The organism is Mycobacterium sp. D16R24, from assembly GCF_002013385.1.
In the GTDB taxonomy this organism is placed as follows: domain Bacteria; phylum Actinomycetota; class Actinomycetes; order Mycobacteriales; family Mycobacteriaceae; genus Mycobacterium.
On record NZ_MAEV01000004.1, the window covers coordinates 303,845 to 322,828 of the forward strand.

General features: G+C 65.3%; 14 protein-coding genes and 1 pseudogene. 4 read left to right on the forward strand and 11 right to left on the reverse strand.

What is annotated here, in order from left to right; translation table 11 throughout:
• Positions 1–3: 3 nt before the first annotated feature.
• Both B4383_RS03940 and B4383_RS03945 read right to left on the reverse strand, forming a co-directional pair.
• Complete coding sequence (locus B4383_RS03940) at positions 4–4,605, reverse strand: ATP-dependent helicase (RefSeq protein WP_078288270.1); 4,602 nt, start codon at positions 4,603–4,605, stop codon at positions 4–6.
• A 29-nt stretch (positions 4,606–4,634) separates the two neighbouring features.
• Complete coding sequence (locus B4383_RS03945; protein ID WP_078288269.1) at positions 4,635–5,315, reverse strand: TetR/AcrR family transcriptional regulator; 681 nt, start codon at positions 5,313–5,315, stop codon at positions 4,635–4,637.
• Between the two features lie 150 nt (positions 5,316–5,465).
• Between B4383_RS03945 and B4383_RS03950 the strand changes: the two genes are divergently transcribed.
• Positions 5,466–6,857, forward strand: coding sequence for an SDR family NAD(P)-dependent oxidoreductase (locus B4383_RS03950; protein WP_078288706.1), 1,392 nt, complete (start codon positions 5,466–5,468; stop codon positions 6,855–6,857).
• Positions 6,858–6,879: 22 nt separating this feature from the next.
• On the opposite strand, the gene B4383_RS03955 is transcribed toward B4383_RS03950, so the two are convergent.
• Both B4383_RS03955 and B4383_RS03960 read right to left on the reverse strand, forming a co-directional pair.
• Positions 6,880–8,439: an aldehyde dehydrogenase family protein gene (locus B4383_RS03955; protein WP_078288268.1), complete on the reverse strand. Its 1,560-nt coding sequence runs from the start codon at positions 8,437–8,439 to the stop codon at positions 6,880–6,882.
• Positions 8,436–9,743, reverse strand: coding sequence for a VOC family protein (locus tag B4383_RS03960; protein WP_078288267.1), 1,308 nt, complete (start codon positions 9,741–9,743; stop codon positions 8,436–8,438). Before B4383_RS03960 ends, B4383_RS03955 begins: the two co-directional genes overlap by 4 nt.
• A 78-nt stretch (positions 9,744–9,821) precedes the next feature.
• Between B4383_RS03960 and B4383_RS03965 the strand changes: the two genes are divergently transcribed.
• Positions 9,822–10,298, forward strand: coding sequence for an Lrp/AsnC family transcriptional regulator (locus B4383_RS03965; protein ID WP_078288266.1), 477 nt, complete (start codon positions 9,822–9,824; stop codon positions 10,296–10,298).
• A gap of 124 nt (positions 10,299–10,422) precedes the next feature.
• Positions 10,423–11,721, forward strand: a complete 1,299-nt coding sequence (gene lat / locus B4383_RS03970; protein ID WP_217697274.1) for an L-lysine 6-transaminase — start codon at positions 10,423–10,425, stop codon at positions 11,719–11,721.
• Positions 11,722–11,731: 10 nt separating this feature from the next.
• Here the strand turns inward: lat and B4383_RS03975 are convergent, their stop codons facing one another.
• The 5 genes from B4383_RS03975 to B4383_RS03995 all read right to left on the reverse strand — a co-directional run bounded on the left by B4383_RS03975 (position 11,732) and on the right by B4383_RS03995 (position 16,005).
• Positions 11,732–12,322: an NAD(P)H-dependent oxidoreductase gene (locus B4383_RS03975; protein ID WP_030096859.1), complete on the reverse strand. Its 591-nt coding sequence runs from the start codon at positions 12,320–12,322 to the stop codon at positions 11,732–11,734.
• 50 nt (positions 12,323–12,372) lie between these two features.
• Entirely contained in the window at positions 12,373–12,699 is a 327-nt protein-coding gene (locus B4383_RS03980; protein ID WP_078288264.1) for a hypothetical protein, read from the reverse strand.
• Between the two features lie 84 nt (positions 12,700–12,783).
• Positions 12,784–14,580, reverse strand: a complete 1,797-nt coding sequence (locus B4383_RS03985) for an acetyl/propionyl/methylcrotonyl-CoA carboxylase subunit alpha (RefSeq protein ID WP_078288263.1) — start codon at positions 14,578–14,580, stop codon at positions 12,784–12,786.
• Between the two features lie 121 nt (positions 14,581–14,701).
• Complete coding sequence (locus B4383_RS03990) at positions 14,702–15,112, reverse strand: SufE family protein (RefSeq protein WP_078288262.1); 411 nt, start codon at positions 15,110–15,112, stop codon at positions 14,702–14,704.
• Complete coding sequence (locus tag B4383_RS03995; RefSeq protein WP_078288261.1) at positions 15,109–16,005, reverse strand: sulfurtransferase; 897 nt, start codon at positions 16,003–16,005, stop codon at positions 15,109–15,111. The genes B4383_RS03990 and B4383_RS03995 overlap by 4 nt, the downstream gene beginning before the upstream one ends.
• 99 nt (positions 16,006–16,104) lie before the next feature.
• Between B4383_RS03995 and B4383_RS04000 the strand changes: the two genes are divergently transcribed.
• The gene (locus B4383_RS04000; RefSeq protein ID WP_078288704.1) at positions 16,105–17,622 is read left to right on the forward strand and encodes a hypothetical protein; all 1,518 of its coding nucleotides are present in this window, start codon (positions 16,105–16,107) and stop codon (positions 17,620–17,622) included.
• On the opposite strand, the pseudogene B4383_RS26965 reads toward B4383_RS04000, so the two are convergent.
• Both B4383_RS26965 and B4383_RS04010 read right to left on the reverse strand, forming a co-directional pair.
• A pseudogene (locus tag B4383_RS26965) lies at positions 17,598–18,189 on the reverse strand (NAD(P)-dependent oxidoreductase); the annotation flags it as partial. The gene B4383_RS04000 and the pseudogene B4383_RS26965 sit on opposite strands and share 25 nt — an antisense overlap.
• Positions 18,190–18,400: 211 nt before the next feature.
• Positions 18,401–18,984 (reverse strand): hypothetical protein (locus B4383_RS04010; protein WP_217700186.1); only part of this gene is annotated, 584 nt, incomplete at its 5' end.

Here is an 18,984-nt window from a genome sequence, read left to right on the forward strand (position 1 = left end):
CGCTCATCGACGTACCCGCAATCCTTTCGGCGTCCGCGCGAAACCGGCCTCCAGCAAGGCTGTGATTACGGCCGACTCCCCGATGTCGAAGACCGATCTGCCATCGGCTCTTTCGATCACCAGACCATCGAGCCCGCCCTCGCGGACCAATTCCATCGTGCCCAATGCGGCGGTGTGCAGCATCGTGGGGTCGGTCACGAAGCTGAGTAGCGACTTGCCGCCCCTTTCGATGTAGAGAACCAGATGGCCGTCAACGAGCGCCACGAGCGCCCCGGCCTTACGGCCCGGTCGATGACCGGAGTCGGACGCTGCCCGCGGCCACACCAGCGCCGCGCCATACGGATTGGCCGGATCGGTCGCCGCCAGCACCGTGGCCCGGCACGGTGCGGGCTCGTCGTCGACGGTGTCGAGATACTCGCGCAACCTGTCCACGGTCGTGGGAGAGGCGAACTGCGCACCCCCGAGCGATTCGACGAAATAGCCTCGGCGGCAGCGTCCGTTGTCCTCGAACGTCGACAACACCTTGTACAGCCACGCGAATCCGCCCGCGACACCCTCGGCGGCGACGCTGCCCTTGGTCACCACGCCATACCGTCCGAGCAGCAATTCGGCCTGCATGTGCGAGCGCTCGGTACCGTCGGCCAGCCTCTCCGGGAGTAATGACCACCGGCCAGCGACCGCGGGATCGACCGGTGCCGCGGTGGGGATTGGCGTGTAGGCGCGCAGTCGGGGAGCTCGCCGGTTTCGGTGCGCGGTACGTGATGTAGTGCTGGTGCCCAGGAGCGCTCGTACGGGTGCGAAGGTGTCTCCCGTCGCCTGCCCCGCCCAGACCAGATCCCACAAAGCCGCTTTGGTCGCACCCTCGCCGAATTGGCGGAAGAAGAATCCGCCGCCGGCGGCAAGGCCGTCAAGGATCGCCCGGTGCGCCTCGTCGAGAACAACGGGATCGGTGGCGGCGAGTGTGGCCGGCGCGACCCCACTCGGGTGCAATGCGATCCAGCCATCCTGTGCGGTGATCGAGCCGTGCCCGGACCAGACCGCCTCCCCGGAGGCCAGTAGTTCATCGAGCATCTGGGGGGAGTAGTCGCGAACCCGGCGCGCCAGAATCAGCGGCTCCCACGCGGATGCGGGTATCGGTACCCCGGCGAGTTGGTCGATGACGGTGGCCACCCCTTCGACCCCGCGCAGGCTGGAATCGAGGTACTGCCAATCGGGCAGGAACCGTGCGAACGACGCTGTGCTGACGGGTTCCACCTGTGCGCGCAGTGCCGCGAGGGACCGTCGACGCAGAATCCGGAGGACCTCCGCATCGCACCACTGCTCAGAATCTGTGGCACCTACGTCATATTGGCTGGTGAATTCGCCGCGCACCAACTGGCCGCGGGTGGCCATCGCCGTCAGTGCGTCGGCGGCAACGCGGACTCCGATGCCGAAGCGTTCGGCCGCCTGCCCGGTGGTGAATGGGCCGTGTGTGCGTGCGTATCGGCCCAGCAGCTCTCCGAGCGGGTCTGCCGTCGCGTCGGTGAAGGCCGCGGGCACACCCGGAGGTACGGGCACCCCGAGTGCGTCACGCAATCGAGCCACATCTTCGACGGCTGCCCACCAGGCACACTGCCCGTAGTGGGTCTCGACCACGCGGCGGGCCGCGACGAGCTCGTGCAGCCAGTCTGTCCCGGTACCGGTGCAACGCGCGCTGACCTCGTCGGTGGTGAGGGGACCGAGGAGACGGAACAGGTCGGCAAGGCCCTCGGGGTCACGGGCCTTGCGCTCGTCGGCAAGATGCTGCAGTTGTCTTTCGGTGGTCTCGATGACGGCCGGGTCGAGCAGCTCTCGCAGTTCCACGCGGCCCATGAGCTCGGCGAGCAGACCGGTGTCCAGGGAGAGCGCCGCGGCCCGTCGCTCGGCCAGTGGGCGATCCTCGTCGTACATGAATCCGCCGACATAGCTGAACAGTTGAGCGGCCGCGAAGGGGGAGGGCGTGTCGGTCTGCACCTCGACGATCCGGATCCGGCGCTGCTCGATACCGGACATCAACCGCACCAAGGTATCGATGTCGTAAACGTCCTGGAGGCATTCGCGCAGCGCCTCCAGCACTATCGGGAAATCGGAATGCTTGCGTGCGACGTCCAGCAGCTGCGCGGCGCGCTGGCGCTGCTGCCATAGCGGCGATCGGCGGCCGGGAGTTCGGCGGGGCAGCAGCAGGGCGCGCGCCGCGCACTCACGGAACCGCGCCGCGAACAGTGCGGACCCGCCCACCTCTCGCGTCACGATGGCCTCGATTTCCGCAGCATCGAAGACGAAAAGACTTGCTCCGGGCGGGTTGTCGTCGGTGTCGGGGAGCCGCACCACGATGCCGTCGTCGGTGGCGGTGGGTGACTCGCTGAGGCCGTAGCGCTGCTGGAGCCGATCGGAGACGGCGAGTGCCAGCGGGCCGTTGACCCGTAGTCCGTACGGTGAATGCAGCACGATGCGCCAGTCGCCGAGCTCGTCACGGAATCTCTCGACGATCAGCGTCGTGTCGGTGGGGACGGAGCCCGTCGACTGCAGCTGGTCGGTGAGTAGCGTGCGGAGATTACCCATGGCAAAGTCATCTAATCCCATAGCAGCGCAACGTATTTCGAATTCTGCATCGCGTGCGGCGGCCAGTTCGCCGGTGAGGTGTCCCAGTGCCATGCCCAGCTCGGCGGGCCGCCCCGCTGCGTCGCCGCGCCAGAACGGCAACCTGCCCGGTTGCCCGAAGGCCGGGACCACCACGACCCGCTCATGGGTGATCTCGGTAATGCGCCAGCTGGTGGCACCCAATGAGATCACGTCGCCCGGCCGTGATTCGTACACCATTTCCTCATCGAGTTCCCCTACCCGTGAGGGCTTCTCGCCTTCGGCGCCGCCATACATGTACACCGTGAACAGGCCGCGATCGGGAATGGCGCCACCGGACGTCACCGCCAGCCGCTGCGCTCCGGGTCGTCCGGTGAGCGTTCCTTCGTCTCTGTCGTAGACGACACGCGGACGCAGCTCGGCGAAGTCGGTGGAGGGGTATTTGCCGCTGAGCAGGTCAAGTACTGCGTCAAACGCGCTGCGCGGCAAGGAGCTGAAGGGGGCGCTGCGCCTGACGACATCGAACCAGGTCTCAACGTCCAGCGGATCCAAGGCGCACGCTGCCACCGTGTGTTGGGCCAGAATGTCCAGCGGATTGGCGGGCACGTGCAGGGTCTCGATATCGCCGTCGAGCATGCGCCGCACCGTGACCGCGCAGCCCAACAGATCGGTGCGGTGCTTCGGGAAGAGCACGCCTCTGGAGACCTCACCCACTTGGTGGCCGGCCCTACCGATGCGTTGCAGTCCACTGGCCACCGACGGCGGCGCCTCCACCTGAACCACCAGATCCACGGCACCCATGTCGATTCCGAGCTCCAGGCTGCTGGTGGCCACCACGCATCTGAGTCGGCCGGTCTTGAGGTCGTCCTCGATGTTCGCGCGCTGTTCCTTGCTCACCGAGCCGTGATGCGCTCGGGCCAGCAGCGGTGCGGCGCCATAGGTCTGCCCGCTGCCCATGATGTGCGCCGGGGGGCCTCCGGGTACACCGGGATTGGGTGCCGGAGTGAGGTCCACGCCGAGGCGTTCGGCGTGAATCTCGTTGAACCTGGCGGTGAGCCGCTCGGCGAGGCGACGTGAATTGGCAAAGACAATGCTCGAGTGGTGTGCCTCGATGAGGTCGACGATGCGCTGCTCCACATGCGGCCACATCGTGTTTCCGCCCGTCCGGGGCGAATCGGCGCCGGATTCCGGATTCGGATAGGTGTCGGGGGCGCTCATATCCGGAACAGGCACCACCACCGACAGGTCGAAGGTCTTAGGACTGGCGGGAGCGACGACGGCGGCCGGAGCGCGACCGGACAGGAAGCGGGCGACCTCGGCTGCGGGTTTCACCGTCGCAGACAGGCCAATTCGCTGTGCCGGCGTGGAAAGCCTGCTGTCCAGCCGTTCAAGGGAGAGCGCGAGATGTGCGCCGCGTTTGGTTCCGGCCACCGCGTGCACCTCGTCCACGATGACGGTGGTGACCGTTCCCAATGTTTCGCGCGCGGCCGAGGTCAGCATCAGGAACAGCGATTCGGGCGTGGTGATGAGAATGTCCGGGGGAGAGGAGATTAACGCGCGGCGGCGCTGCGCTGGCGTGTCGCCTGAGCGCACCCCGATGGTGATCGAGGGCTCGGGCAGGCCCATCCGCTGTGCGGTCCGAGCGATTCCGGCAAGAGGGGCACGCAGATTTCGCTCGACATCGACGGCGAGTGCTTTGAGTGGCGAGATGTACAGGACCCGGGTTCCCGGAGCCGCACTGCCGGCGACATGCAGGCCCGGAGCCGCATTGCCGGCGACATCCGGCCCGCGCCGGTCGGGGTCCGCACTGGCCAGGGTGTCGATGGCCCACAGAAACGCCGCGAGAGTCTTGCCGGATCCGGTGGGGGCGACGACGAGGGTGTTGTCGCCCTTAGCGATGGACTGCCAAGCACCGGACTGAGCCTGCGTGGGAGCCGGGAATGATTCGGCGAACCATTCCCGAGTGGGTGCCGAGAACCGGGCGAGTGGACCGGACTCGCTGCTCATCAGACCATCGTGCCAACAAGGACCGACAATTAATCGGCGCCCATGAGATCGACGACAGCCTTCGGGATATTCGGCACCCGCCGCACCGCGTCGATCATGGCGTGCGCGGAGGTATCGGCGAGCCAGTCGACATCGAGATCCGGGTTGATGGCTCGTTGGCGAGCCAGCTCCTGGTTGAACGTCAGCCATGCTCGGATGACCACCCGCAGGATGGTGACAAGAGCAGGCGTCAATTCGTCGCCGGCGACATGTTCGACGACAGCCATGATGCGGTCGGTCTGCTTGTCGTATTCCTGTTGTTCGATGGCGGCCACGGTGGGATCGGCCGAATCGATCATGCGGAAGACCGTCACCGGCGCATAGGGATGCTCTTCCTGGTAGTGCAGATACACCAGGAGGGTGCGCCGCAGACGCTCGAAACCCGTGAGCGTTGGGTCCATGTCCAGCGAGATCGTGGCGTCGTAGAGCCTGTCGTACTCGGCCTGCATCACCGCGGTGTAGAACGAGCGCTTGTCGGGAAAGTAGCGGTACAGCAGCGCCCGTGAGACACCTGCCTGCTCAGCTACCTCATCCATGCGGACGTCGTCATAGTGACGTTCGCCAAATAGTTGAGTTCCAAACTCGAGGAGCTCGGCGCGCCGATCTTCGGGGGTGAGCCGACGGCGAGGCGATGAGCCGCTCGGGCGAACTGCATCGGAGTCGTCGGTCATCCAGCAGATTTTACTAGGCGGTAGGTCTTCACTTGGCGCGATCGGTGAGCACTCGTCAGGTTCGACCGGTTTCGCCAGATCTGCGATTACGAGAGGTACTGGCCGCCTCATTACACTGCTTCGGTGGCTAAGCACATCGACCCCGAGGACATGGCCATCTTTGGGCGTGTTCTGGATCAGGCCGCCGAGCTTGCGCCCGATCATCCCGAGTCGATTGCTGTGCAGCGCGGGGTCGCGAAACTTTTCAAGATTCTCAAGAGACAGCGCCGTCGCCAGGCGCGCCAAGCGGAGCTGGATGCCGACCGCGCGGTAATCGGTGCGACCGCCACGGGATCGGCGGATCGGATCGACGACGAGACGGCGGGGCTGCCGCTGCGTGGTGGTGATGCTCTGGGGACGCTGCGGCGCCCGCAGCATTGCTACATCTGCAAGGTCAGATACACCGAGATCGATGCGTTCCACCATCAACTGTGCCCGGATTGCGCGCCCGCCAACAGGTCCCGGCGCGATCAGCGTACCGACCTGACCGGGCGGCGGGCCGTGTTAACCGGTGGTCGCGCCAAGATCGGGATGTACATCGCCTTGATGTTGTTGCGCGACGGGGCAAGTCTCACCATTACCACCCGGTTCCCGCGGGATGCGGCCCGCAGATTCGCTCAGCTGCCGGATGCGGCCAGCTGGCTTGACCGGCTGAGCATCGTGGGCATCGACCTGCGCGACCCCGCGCAGGTGGCGCGTTTCGCCGATGAAGTTGCCGCACAGGGCCCGTTGGACATCCTGATCAACAATGCCGCTCAGACGGTCCGTCGCAGCCCGGGCTCCTACACGTCCTTGGTTGACGCAGAACAGGCGCCGCTCAGCGGCGCCGCCGCGCGGGTCCCGATTACCGCGATGGGCGATTCCAGTGAGTTGCATCCGCACACCTTGGCGCTCGGAGAGGGATCCGAGGCCGCCGCGCACTCGCTGGTGTCGTTGGCGTTGACCGCTGGCTCGGCCACGCCGGACCGGGTCGCCGACGGCACGGCTGTCGATGCCGGTGGGCTGCTACCCGATCTCGTCGATACCAACAGCTGGGTGCAGACGGTCGATCAGATTGACCCGCTGGAACTGCTTGAGGTGCAACTGTGTAACAGCGTGGCGCCCTTCATTCTGTTATCGCGGCTGCGTCCCGCGCTGCGTGCCTCCACCGCCAAGCGCAAGTATGTGGTGAACGTATCGGCGATGGAGGGCAATTTCTCGCGCGGCTATAAGGGGCCGGGGCATCCGCACACGAACATGGCCAAGGCCGCGTTGAACATGCTGACCAGGACCAGTGCGGGCGAACTGTTTTCCGAGGGCATCCTGATGACCGCCGTCGATACCGGCTGGATCACCGATGAGCGTCCGCACAGCAGCAAGGTGCGTTTGGCACAAGAGGGATTCCGGGCGCCGTTGGATCTCGTGGACGGTGCCGCCCGGGTGTATGACCCCATTGTTCAGGGTGAGCGCGGCATCGATCTGTACGGCTGCTTCCTGAAGGACTTCCAGCCTCACCCCTGGTAGCGCGTCCGATTAGCCCGTCCGATTAGCCGAAGTGAACGCCCTGGGCCAACGGCAGTTCCGTGGAGTAGTTGACGGTGTTTGTGGCGCGTCGCATGTAGGCCTTCCACGAGTCGGACCCGGACTCGCGGCCGCCACCGGTCTCCTTCTCTCCGCCGAACGCTCCGCCGATCTCGGCCCCTGAGGTGCCGATGTTGACGTTCGCGATTCCGCAGTCGGATCCGTCGGCGGCCAGAAAGCGTTCCGCCTCGCGCATGTCCAGGGTGAAGATCGCGGAGGAAAGGCCCTGAGGTACCGCGTTGTTCAGCGCGATCGCCTCGTCGAGAGTGTCGTAGCCCAGCACGTACAGGATCGGGGCGAAGGTCTCCCGGTGCACGACGTCGCCCTGTTCGGGCATCCGCACGACGGCGGGGGTGACGTAGTAGGCGCCATCACCCAGCTCCCGATGTTCACCGCCGATGACGGTCCCGCCTTGCGCGCGAGCAGTTTCCAGGGCGTCCTGCATATCGCGGAACGATTTCTCGTTGATCAGTGGGCCGATCAACGTGCGCTCGTCGAATGGATCGCCCACCGGAAGCTGGCCGTAGGCGTTGACGATGCGTTCGACCAGTGCATCGGCGACAGAGTGGTGAACAATCAACCGCCGCAAGGTGGTACAGCGCTGACCGGCGGTACCCGCAGCAGAGAACACGATGCCGCGCACCGCCAGATCCAGGTCTGCCGAGGGAGTCACGATCGCCGCGTTGTTACCGCCCAACTCGAGCAGTGATCTGCCGAAGCGCGCGGCTACCCGCGGGCCGACCTGCTGGCCCATCCGCACCGATCCGGTCGCACTCACCAACGCGACGCGGGGATCGTCGACGAGTTGTTCGCCGACCTCGCGGCCGCCCTGGATCAATCGGCTGACTTCCGGGGGCGCCCCGACGTCGGCGGCTGCTCGGTCCAGAAGTGCCTGGCAGGCAACGGCAGTCAATGGCGTCAGCTCAGACGGCTTCCACACCACGGTGTCGCCGCAGACCAGGGCAATCGCGGTGTTCCACGACCACACGGCGACCGGAAAGTTGAACGCCGAGATGACCCCGACGACGCCGAGCGGATGCCAGGATTCCATCAGGCGATGCCCCGCGCGCTCGGACGCCATCGTCTTGCCGTACAGCTGCCGGGACAGTCCGACCGCGAATTGGCAGATGTCGATCATCTCCTGCACCTCGCCGAGGGCCTCGGAGACAATCTTTCCGGCCTCGATGGTCACCAACTCGGCCAGATCTTTCTTGTGGTCTGTCAGCAGCTCGCCGAGACGGGCCACCAACGCCCCGCGGACGGGTGCGGGGGTGGTGCGCCATTGTGAAAATGCTTGGGCAGCTTCGGCGATGGCGTTGTCGACATCCTCCGTGGAGCTCGCCGCGAGCGTGAAAAGCGTGTCACCGGTAATGGGGGTGCGGACCGCAACGCCGCCATGCTTGCCCGACTCCGTGCTCAGTTCTAGATCAGCGCCGATCCAGCGCAGTGCGTTCCGGGCCCGTGCGCGCAACTCCTCGGCGGACGGCAGCACCTCGGGGGATGAGGTAGGCAGGGTGGTGGTCATCGGTCGGCTCCTATCGTGAGGTCAGATTGTGCGGCGATGGTGGCGTAGAGCGCATATGGATCGTGAATGTCCCGGCCGATGGCGCCGGACATCCAATCCTTCGAATAGTCGGCGGTGCCACGATCGGCGCCGTCCCCGTAGGAACCGTCGTCATCAAGATTGGATCGGAAGATCCCGGCGGCCGAGCGCGGCAGGAAGTCCTCGTACACGATGGGGCTGCGCACGATCTCACCTTCGGGGCCGGTGTCCGTACGGAAGTACGCGAGTTCCTGCTCGGCCAACCCGGCTTCGGTATCGGGAAAGTGATCGGCCCATATGGACGCGGCCCGTTCGGGATCTGCGTGCGCGGCATCGATGGCGGCCATGGCGTCGTCGTAGCGGGTGCGGCCGGCGGGGGTCAGGGCTATGCCTCTGGCCTCGACTTCGCCGAACCGGACCCGCAGCGTGTCGCTGGCCACGGAACCGTCACTCATGCGGAAACGACGTGGCTCGGCCAGCGCCCGGAATGAGGTCTGCCGTAGGAGAACATCGGGCCCAGGCCACCGGGGCGGACCTTGAATCGCGTCGATCATGGTGATGCCACGTGCCGTCATCCGCCGGTACAGGTCGTCGATATCGAGCACGCGCGGTGTCAGATGGTTGATATGGGTGCCGCCCACGCCGGCGATATCGGCGGCAACGGGTGAGACCGCGGAAAGTTCGTCATACCAGGCACGGTCGATGGGGGCGCTGGACAGCGCGAAGGACCTGACGGCCTCGTGAATGAAGTCCCCGGCCTGTGCCGGAGTGGCTCCGCCGGCAGCGCTGATCATGCGCGCGTGTGCCAGTAGCGCCGGATCGAACAGCTCTCGCTGCTCGACAAAATTCTCTACGCGGGTACGCAGGCCCGTGTCGAAGAATCGGCGGTCGGCGGTTGCGAGCATCGAGGTGAACACGCGGAAGGGGTTGAGCGCCAGTTCTTTTTCGTCGATCGGCCGGAACGCCGTGGATACCACGGGCACCGGGGACGCGGCGTCACGCAGGTCGTAGAAGTCGACGGGATACATCCCGAATGCTTCGAACAGGTCGGCAACGGCGGCGAGTTCCCGCGGGTTGCCCACGCGGATCGCACCATGGCGTTCGGCGGTCACCCGCTCGATCGATCCGAGCCGTTCGGCGTCCGGATGTGCTGTGGCGTAAGTCTGGTTCACCTCGGTGCTGACATCGACCAATGTGTTGTATGCGGGAACCTCAGTCCCATACATCCGTGAGAGTGCCGCCGCGAAACCTGCCCGGAGTTCCCAGCATGGGATGAGTGCCGTCATCGTATTCGTCTCAGAGTTGAGGTGATTGGCCTGCGCAAGTCCGTTCCTTGTGGTCTCTGGTCGCGGTACTCTGCCCCCGTGACTGCGGATTCCGAGAGAGCACCCGAGCGTCCGCTCGATGACGTCGATCGAATTCTGGTGCGCGAGTTGGCTCGCGATGGCCGGGCGACCCTTGCGCATTTGGCGGCTAAGGCCGGGCTGTCGATCTCGGCGGTGCAGACTCGCGTGCGACGGCTGGAATCTCGCGGTGTTCTCACCGGGTACGCGGCCCGGGTCAATCCCGAGTCGGTGGGCCAAATGCTGTCGGCGTTCGTGGCAATCACCCCTCTCGATCCTTCACAACCCGATGATGCTCCGGCACGGCTTGAGCACATCGACGCCATCGAGTCGTGCCACTCGGTGGCGGGCGAGGAAAGTTACGTCCTCCTGGTGCGGGTGCCCTCGCCGCGTGCGCTCGAAGAGCTGCTGCAGCTGATTCGCACCACAGCCAACGTTCGCACGCGAAGCACCATCATCTTACAAACTTTTTACGATGGTCGCCAGCTTGTGCCGTAAAAATTCTTGTCTTGATGTAGAGAAGTCGTAAATACTGCGTTATTGTGGGTCTATGACCGCACTAATGTTTCCGGGGTCCCAGGCTGGTTCCACGGTCGATGGCGAGGTAGCGCGTCCGGAATCGGTGACACCGGACCGAGTGCATGAGGTGCTGCGGCGCAGCATTCTGGCCGACGGCATGGACCTCGTCCTCGACCTGGAGCGTTCGCGTGGGGCGTACCTGGTGGATGCGCGCGACGGGACCACCTATCTCGACATGTTCACGTTCTTCGCCTCGTCGGCGCTGGGTATGAATCACCCGATGCTTGCCGAGGATGCTGAGTTTCGTGCCGAACTGACCCGGGCCGCCATCAACAAGCCGAGCAATTCGGATATCTACACCGTCGAGATGGCCCGGTTCGTGGACACATTCGCGCGCGCGCTCGGTGATCCGGCGCTTCCGCACCTGTTCTTCGTCGACGGCGGCGCACTGGCCGTCGAGAACGCGCTGAAGGTCGCCTTCGACTGGAAGAGCCGCTGGAACGAGGCGCACGGAATCGATCCGGCCTTGGGTACCAAGGTGTTACATCTGCGGGAGGCCTTCCACGGTCGCAGCGGATACACCATGTCGTTGACGAACACCGACCCCAACAAGGTGGCACGGTTCCCCAAGTTCGACTGGCCGCGAATCGACGCACCGTACCTGCGTCCGGATGCCGATATCGATGAGCTGGAGACGGCGGCGCTGGCGCAGGCGCGCCGCGCATTCGCCGAAAATCCGCACGACATAGCATGTTTCATCGCCGAGCCGATTCAGGGAGAGGGCGGAGATCACCATTTCCGTCCGGAGTTCTTCCACGCCATGCGTGCGCTATGCCATGAAAATGACGCCCTGTTCGTCTTCGACGAGGTGCAAACCGGGTGCGGACTTACCGGAACGGCCTGGGCCTTCCAGCAGCTGGGCGTGATCCCCGACGTCATCGCCTTTGGGAAGAAGACGCAGGTGTGTGGGGTCATGGCGGGTGGTCGCGTTGACGAGGTGGCCGACAATGTTTTCGCCGTCAGCTCGCGTATCAACTCCACCTGGGGTGGAAACCTGGTCGACATGGTGCGCTCCCGCCGCATTCTGGAAGTGATTGAGTCGCAGCGGCTTTTCGGCAACGCGGCGCGGATGGGCGAGTATCTGCTCGACCGCCTGCAGACCCTTGCGCTGCGGCACGGTGAGGTGAGCGATGTGCGGGGCCGCGGGTTGATGTGCGCGTTCAGTCTGCCGAGCTCCGAGGAGCGCGATCGCCTGGTGCAGCGCCTATGGTCGCAGGAGCACGTGATCCTGTTGCCCAGCGGCGAGAACAGCGTGCGGTTCCGTCCACCGCTGATTGTCAGCGCCGAGGAGATCGACGCTGCGGTGGCCGCGGTATCGAGGGTGCTCGCACAGTCTCACTAGGCATCGGGTCTTACCAGGCATAGGGGGAGTGCTCACGCGCTGTCCGCAGCGCGGAGCCCCACCACGCCAGCTCGTCGAGCATTGTCTTGGCGGCGGTTTCGGCATCGCGGCTATCGACGAGTCGGCCGGCATCGTCGAACTGGCTCCACACACCATGGAAACTCACCACATCCCGGGTGGTCACGGCGTGCAGTTCGGCGAATACCAGCCGCAGCTGCTCGATGGCGCGTAGTCCGCCCGACATGCCGCCGTACGACGTGAATCCGACCGGTTTGGCCTGCCATTCGCTGTGATGCCAGTCGATCAGGTTCTTCAGCGGGGCGGGGAAGCTGTGGTTGTACTCGGGAGTGACCACGAGGAAGGCGTCGGCGATACGCAACCGTGCCGTCACCTTGGCCAGCTGGGCGGTGCCTTCAGCGCCCTCTCTCCGGGAAAGGTGAAGGGGCAGTGGATACTCCGCGAGGTCGATGTATCCCGCCTGGAACGACGGATGATGCCGGGCCTTTTCTGCGATCCAATTGGCCACGGTGGGACCGAACCGACCATCACGCGTACTGGCGCAGATCACGGCGAGGCGCAGTGGGGTGGTTGACGTGTTCACGCGCCCATCGTCGTACCTAAAGTGCACTCGAGGTCAAGTGGATTCTTCCGTCACGCGAGCATCGCGTCGGCGAAGCGCCGTACCGCCGCGACGGCTTCCTGCTCTGCGCCCGGTGAGCCGGGATAGTCGGTGCGCGCCCTCGACTCGATGGTGCCGGTGGCGGGGTCGAGCAGAACCTCGGCGACCATCTCGGCAGTGGTGGGTTCGCAGACGGCCCAGCTGTAGAGGCGATCGGAGTCCCAGTCGGCCGTGCGCGCGGACACGTACTCGGAGTCGTCGACACCGAGTGAGGTCAATGCCGGACGGTCGTCCAAGCGTTCGTCGGCACGCAGGGCGCGCAAGTACCATGCGCCCGCGTTGATCTCGATGGGTTCCATGAGTCTAGAAATGCGTCGAGCGTGAAACCATGGCGGCAATTCGGTGCGAATCCCGCCACAGCTTCACGCTCGGCGACAAAAGTCCTACTTGATCTCTGCGATGACCGTGCCCTGGGTGATGGCGGCACCGGCCTCGACGCTCAGCCCGGTGACGGTGCCGGCCTTGTGCGCGGTGACGGGGTTTTCCATCTTCATGGCTTCCAGCACCACGATCAGCTCGCCGGCCTCGACCTCCTGGCCCTCTTCGACGGCGACCTTCACGACGGTGCCCTGCATCGGAGCCGTCACCGAGTCGCCGGTGGCGGCGCCGCCGCCGTGGCCACCACGCTTGCGGGCCTTGGGCTTCTTGCGGATGACACCGTTCGCGGCGCCACCGCCACCACCAAGCGAGATGTCACCGGGCAGCGACACCTCGAGACGACGGCCGCCAACCTCTACGACCAGCTTCTGGCGGGGCAGAACCTCGTCCGCGTCGGCCTCAGCGGCGTCGGCCGTGAACGGCTCGACGGTGTTGTCCCACTCGGTCTCGATCCAGCGGGTGTGCACGGTGAAGCCGTCCTCGTCGCCGATGAAGGCGGGATCGGAGACCACGGCGCGGTGGAACGGGATGACGGTGGCCAGGCCCTCAACGTTGAACTCGGCCAGGGCGCGACGCGAGCGTGCCAGCGCCTCATTGCGGTCGCGACCGGTGACGATCAGCTTGGCCAGCATCGAGTCGAACTGTCCGCCGATCACCGAACCGGCCTGCACACCCGAGTCCAGGCGCACGCCGGGGCCGGTAGGGGTGTTGTAGACCTTGACCGGGCCGGGAGCGGGCAGGAAGTTGCGGCCGGCGTCCTCGCCGTTGATGCGGAATTCGATCGAGTGGCCGCGCGGCGCGGGGTCCTCGGTGAACTCAAGTGCCTCGCCGTTGGCGATCTTGAACTGTTCGAGCACCAGGTCGACGCCGGCGGTCTCCTCGGTGACCGGGTGTTCCACCTGAAGGCGGGTGTTGACCTCGAGGAACGAGATCAGGCCGTCCTGGCCCACCAGGTATTCGACGGTGCCGGCGCCGTAGTAACCGGCCTCCTTGCAGATGCGCTTGGCGGACTCGTGGATCTCCTTGCGCTGCGCGTCGGTGAGGAACGGCGCGGGCGCCTCCTCGACAAGCTTCTGGAAGCGGCGCTGCAGCGAGCAGTCGCGGGTACCGGCGACGATGACGTTGCCGTGCTGGTCGGCGATGACCTGGGCCTCGACGTGGCGCGGCTTGTCCAGGTAGCGCTCCACGAAGCACTCACCACGACCGAAGGCGGCGACGGCCTCACGGGTGGCGGACTCGAACAGCTCGGGTACCTCTTCAAGGGTGCGGGCCACCTTCATGCCGCGGCCACCGCCACCGAATGCCGCCTTGATGGCGATCGGCAGACCGTGCTCCTTGGCGAAGGCGACGACCTCGTCGGCGTCTTTGACGGGGTCGGCGGTGCCGGGGACCAGCGGGGCCTGCGCCCGGGCGGCGATGTGGCGGGCGGTCACCTTGTCGCCGAGGTCGCGGATGGACTGCGGGCTGGGCCCGATCCAGATCAACCCGGCGTCGATGACGGCCTGGGCGAAGTCGGCGTTCTCGGAGAGGAAGCCGTAACCGGGGTGGATGGCGTTGGCGCCGGACTTCTCGGCGGCTTCCAGGATCTTGCCGAAGTCCAGGTAGGACTCGGCGGCGGTGTTACCGCCGATACCGAAGGCCTCATCGGCCAGGTGGACGTGGGGTGCGTCGGCGTCGGGCTCTGCGTAGATCGCGACGCTGCCCAGTCCAGCATCCTTCGCCGCGCGGATAACCCGGACCGCAATCTCACCGCGGTTGGCGACGAGTACCTTGCTGATCTTCGAGCTGGCGTGATTGGGCACCTGGCCTCCTGGTTTTAGTGCTTTCTTAGAGTCTCGGCAGTGAGTTTATGCATCCGGGGCATCAAACACACATCCGGGATGGGGTGTGCCGCCCCAAGTTTTTACCTACTGACGAGTAGGTTCAGGACAGTCGTCGCTTGATGCGTGCCAGCATCGCCGACATTCCCCGCAGTCGCAGCGGGCTGATCAGCGCTGCCAATCCGAGGTCCGCATAGAAGTCGTCGGGGACCGCCAGGATTGCGTCTGCGGACTGGCCGTCCAGACCCTGATGCAGGATCGAGGCGAACCCGCGCGTCGTTGGAGCTTCGGCGGGCGCACTGAAATAGAGCCGCACGCCGTCGCGGTCACTGGCGTCGACGTCCAGGAACAGCGGTGACTGGCATTCCGGCACCGGCTCCATCGCTGCCTGTTCCAAATGCGATGGCAACTCAGGTAATTCGGCCGAGAATTCCAGTAGCAGGCGAAGCTTGTCCTGTCCCTCGACGGCCTTGAAATCGGCGACGATCTCGGCGAGTTCGGCGGGGAGGCTCATGCTGCAGGGGGCGCGCCTGGTTTGTCGCCCTTGACGATCGGGGTACGGACCCGGTTGCCCCATTCGGTCCACGAGCCGTCGTAGTTGCGCACGCCCTCGACGCCCAGCAGGTGGGTGAGGACGAACCAGGTGTGGCTGGAGCGCTCGCCGATGCGGCAGTAGGCGACGATGTCGCCGTCCGCGGCGATGACATCGCCGTAGATGTCATCGAGTTCGGCGCGGCGCCGGAACCTGCTGTCGTCCGCGGCGGCCTTGGCCCAGGGGATCGAGACTGCGGTGGGGATGTGTCCACCCCGCAACGCGCCCTCTTCCGGGTAATCGGGCATGTGGGTGCGTTCGCCGGTGTATTCCGCGGGGGAACGCACATCGATCAGCGGTCCATGTCCGAGGTGGGCCAGCACGTCGTCGGCGTACGCGCGAATCGGTGCGTCGTCGCGGTCCACCACGGGGTAGCCCTCGGTGTACTTGGCTGGAACGTCGAGTGTGGTGTCGCGTCCCTCGGAGATCCACAGATCCCGCCCACCGTCGAGGAGCCGGACGTCGGGGTGGCCGAACAACGTGAACACCCAGAGTGCGTAGGCGGCCCACCAGTTGGACTTGTCGCCGTAGATGACAACCGTGTCCTCGCGACGGATCCCCTTGCGGTTCATGAGCTCTGCGAACTGCACGCCGTCGATGTAGTCGCGGACGGTGCCGTCATTCAGGTCGACGTGCCAGTCGATCTTCACCGCGCCGGGAACGTGCCCAATGTCGTAGAGCAGAACGTCTTCGTCGGACTCCACGATGGACAGTCCGGGGGTGCCGAGGTGCCCGGAAAGCCAGTCGGCGGAGACGAGGCGTTCGGGGTGGGCGTAGGCGGCGAATTCAGGTGCGGGGTCGGCCGGAAGGGTCACGTTGTGAGCCTAGTCGCGTTCGAGGGTGGTCGGCTCATCGAGTTGGATACCGAGTTCAGATCCGCGGTGCGTTGCTGGTCGGGGTGCGAGAATTCGCCAATGCCGGACTGGACATACCACCCGCTGAGCCCGATCGCGTCGTCCGTTCTCGGTGAACGCAGGACACGAGTGTGGGCGATGAAGGTCCTGGCGGCGGTGGTGACGCGCGCCGGCGGGCGGCGCTGGATTTCCTGGGTGTTCGACCATCCGCCTGCTCCGCCGCAATGGCACGGCCGGTTCGGGGCGACGGTTCCGCCGTCGATCGCGCGCGAGGCCGTCGCGGTGTTGCCGGTGCAGGGGGCCAGTGTCGTCGAGATCGGACCGGTGGGCACCGCCGACGTGGACACGGTGCGGCGCGCGGCCGCCGACCGCAGATGCCGGGTTGTCGCGCTCGTCGCTACTACCGAGCTGGCCGATGCGGTGGCGCCCTTCGTCGACGCGGTGTCCTTGCCCGGGGATGCCGGGACGGTGCGACTGACCGAACCCTCGATGGACGCCGCGGTGCGCGCGCTGGCGGATCCGTCGGCGACGGTGCTCGCCACACCGGCGGTCTTGATTGATGCCGGGCCGGGCTGGTTCAGCCGGGTGATCGAGGCCGCTACGCCGACTTCGCCGCCAAAGGCATTGCGCGATATCGGGTTCGATCCGCGCGGATGGCCCGCGTGGATATGGGGTGTGCTGGTTGGGCTCGGTCTGATTGTCGCGGGTATCGGGGCGGCCGCCATCTCTTTGGGCCCCGTGCTGCTGTGGTACGACCGCGACTACCTCGGACTTTCAGTCGACGGCCTGCACGGCGTGAACCATCATCTGGTCGGGTTTCTGCAGCATGACCGGCTCACCATGGCAGGCAACATGATTGGCATCGGTGTTCTGTATCTGGGGTTGGCCTGGGGTGGGATCAGGGAAGGGCACCGCTGGGCACGTAACGCGCTGTTGATTTCGGGGCTGGTCGCGTTCCTGACGTACTTCTACTTCCTGGTGACGGGTTTCCTCGAGCCACTGCACACACTCGTCGTTGTCGGGTTGTTCCCCCTGCTGATCCTCGCCGTGTGGCGTGAGCCCGTGACCCCGCAGTGGCCGCCGATCGTTGAGGGGCCCGAATCGGAGCGGCGGCGCGCGCTGTGGGGACAGCTGCTCATGATCGGTGTTGGCGGTGGGTTGTTCGTTGCCGGGGCGGTGATTTCGACGGTCGGGCTGACATCGGTTTTCGTACCCACCGATCTCGATTTCCTGGGCACCAGCGCTGAGGCGCTGCGGGCCGCCAACCAGCACTTGCCATCCTTCATCGCGCATGACCGTGCGGGTTTCGGCGGTGCGTTGGTGGGTGCCGGATTCGCGGTACTTCTGATCAGCCTGTGGGGCTGGCGCCGCGGTGAGCGCTGGGTGTGGTGGTCGTTGTTGATCGGGTGCGTGTTCGGCACCGTGCCGGTCCTGGGCATCCATTTCGCCATTGGGTATACGCATTTCGAGCACCTGTTGCCGGTGTACGTGTTGGTCGTCGTGGTGGTGGTCGCCCTCACGTTGTCGAGGGCGTACCTCACCGCGCCGCCCGATCAGTCGCCGCGTATCAGCCGGTAACTGGTGACGGCCTCACCGCGTTCGTCGCTCGCGTCGATGGCGCGTCGCCGATCTTGGCTGCCTCGGCGAATTGCACCAGAAGTTCCTTCAGGGAGTCCATGAATTTCACCGCGTAGCCGACGTAAGGCTCGGTTTCGCCGTCGGAACGTTAGACCATCGCCCACGCCTGCTCGAAGGACAGCATGACGGGGTACAGCAAGGTGAGCCCCGCTTGGTAGTACACCTGTGAGAAGCCGTGGTCGGGGCCGACCTAGTTGCACCGGGCTGAGCACGTTGAGTAGTTCCTCGTGTGCCGTCACGAGATCTTGGGGACCGCTGACGATGAGATACGACAGCGGGTGCAAGATGTCGTCCCCCTGAGACATGTACCCGGCGGATACGAATGCCGCACCTCGATCAGTGACCCAAGCGGCGCTCTTCCGGGCCTGCCCGGGGGAGTCGGAGGAGAGGTTGACGATCGTCTTGCCCGGTGAGCTCGGTCTAGCCCAGCACGTCGTACATTGCGGCGTAGTGGGTCAGGCTGGCCTTGCCGGAGCTGCGATTCCGGACGGTGACCGCGTATCCGGCATTCAATGCAGTGGCGCAGGATTGCCGTGGTGCGCATGGGCGCGCGCGATATGTTGACTGATTAATGTTGTCGCAGAAAGCCACTACCGCTTCGGCCCGTGGCGGCACGCGAAGCGTGTGCGTCCAGCTGAATCCTGGCCCGTCTGGTTGCATCGCGTCCCTTCAAACAAATTCCGGCAGCTGAGAGATCCGGGACGTCTTGACCGTACGGCTAAGGCCCGGGGCGTGAATAGATGCGGAAGCCGAATTGCTTCAATGGTTGCAGTACTACGGACTCGGTAAAGCCGGTGTCATACACGGCCGCAACTTCGGAGAAGGTCGCGAAAACGACCATCGCGCCGTCGTCGTAGGAGAACGCATACCACTTGTAACTGCTATTGAAAAGATCGGCCTGCATGGGCAATTCAGCCGGGAAACGCGCAACCGTGATATCGGCCGACTCGCCATCCGGCCGAACACGTGCCGTACATATAGAACTCACGATCGCATGAGGGAATCGTTCATTTGGGGTCCGCAAGTGGTACACCGGCTGCTCGCATACCGCGGCAATCCAATCAGGCGGCCAGTACGTCACGCGGTTGATCTCTGCAAATTCATCCCCAGGTGGAAGATTATGCAATCGCACAGCCATCCGTTCACCGCCGCGCACGAGCCCCGTTGTGCTACTCGCCAGCACTACTAGCGTTGTTATTGACGCGACCGCCCCGACAAGGACGGCGGCAATCGCGCCAGCAGGTAACAGAAGTCGGCCTCGCGGTCTCCATGCACGCAGTGGAATCACCGGTGATGATTTGC

What these genes read in the sequence shown, in the direction of transcription:
- B4383_RS03990 (WP_078288262.1), bottom strand. Translation starts at nt 15,112, where the DNA reads ATGAGCCTCCCCGCCGAACTCGCCGAGATCGTCGCCGATTTCAAGGCC.
- B4383_RS03950 (WP_078288706.1), top strand. Translation starts at nt 5,466, where the DNA reads ATGGCCATCTTTGGGCGTGTTCTGGATCAGGCCGCCGAGCTTGCGCCC.
- B4383_RS03960 (WP_078288267.1), bottom strand. Translation starts at nt 9,743, where the DNA reads ATGACGGCACTCATCCCATGCTGGGAACTCCGGGCAGGTTTCGCGGCG.
- B4383_RS04000 (WP_078288704.1), top strand. Translation starts at nt 16,105, where the DNA reads ATGCCGGACTGGACATACCACCCGCTGAGCCCGATCGCGTCGTCCGTT.
- B4383_RS03980 (WP_078288264.1), bottom strand. Translation starts at nt 12,699, where the DNA reads ATGGAACCCATCGAGATCAACGCGGGCGCATGGTACTTGCGCGCCCTG.
- B4383_RS03940 (WP_078288270.1), bottom strand. Translation starts at nt 4,605, where the DNA reads ATGAGCAGCGAGTCCGGTCCACTCGCCCGGTTCTCGGCACCCACTCGG.
- B4383_RS03945 (WP_078288269.1), bottom strand. Translation starts at nt 5,315, where the DNA reads ATGACCGACGACTCCGATGCAGTTCGCCCGAGCGGCTCATCGCCTCGC.
- B4383_RS03955 (WP_078288268.1), bottom strand. Translation starts at nt 8,439, where the DNA reads ATGACCACCACCCTGCCTACCTCATCCCCCGAGGTGCTGCCGTCCGCC.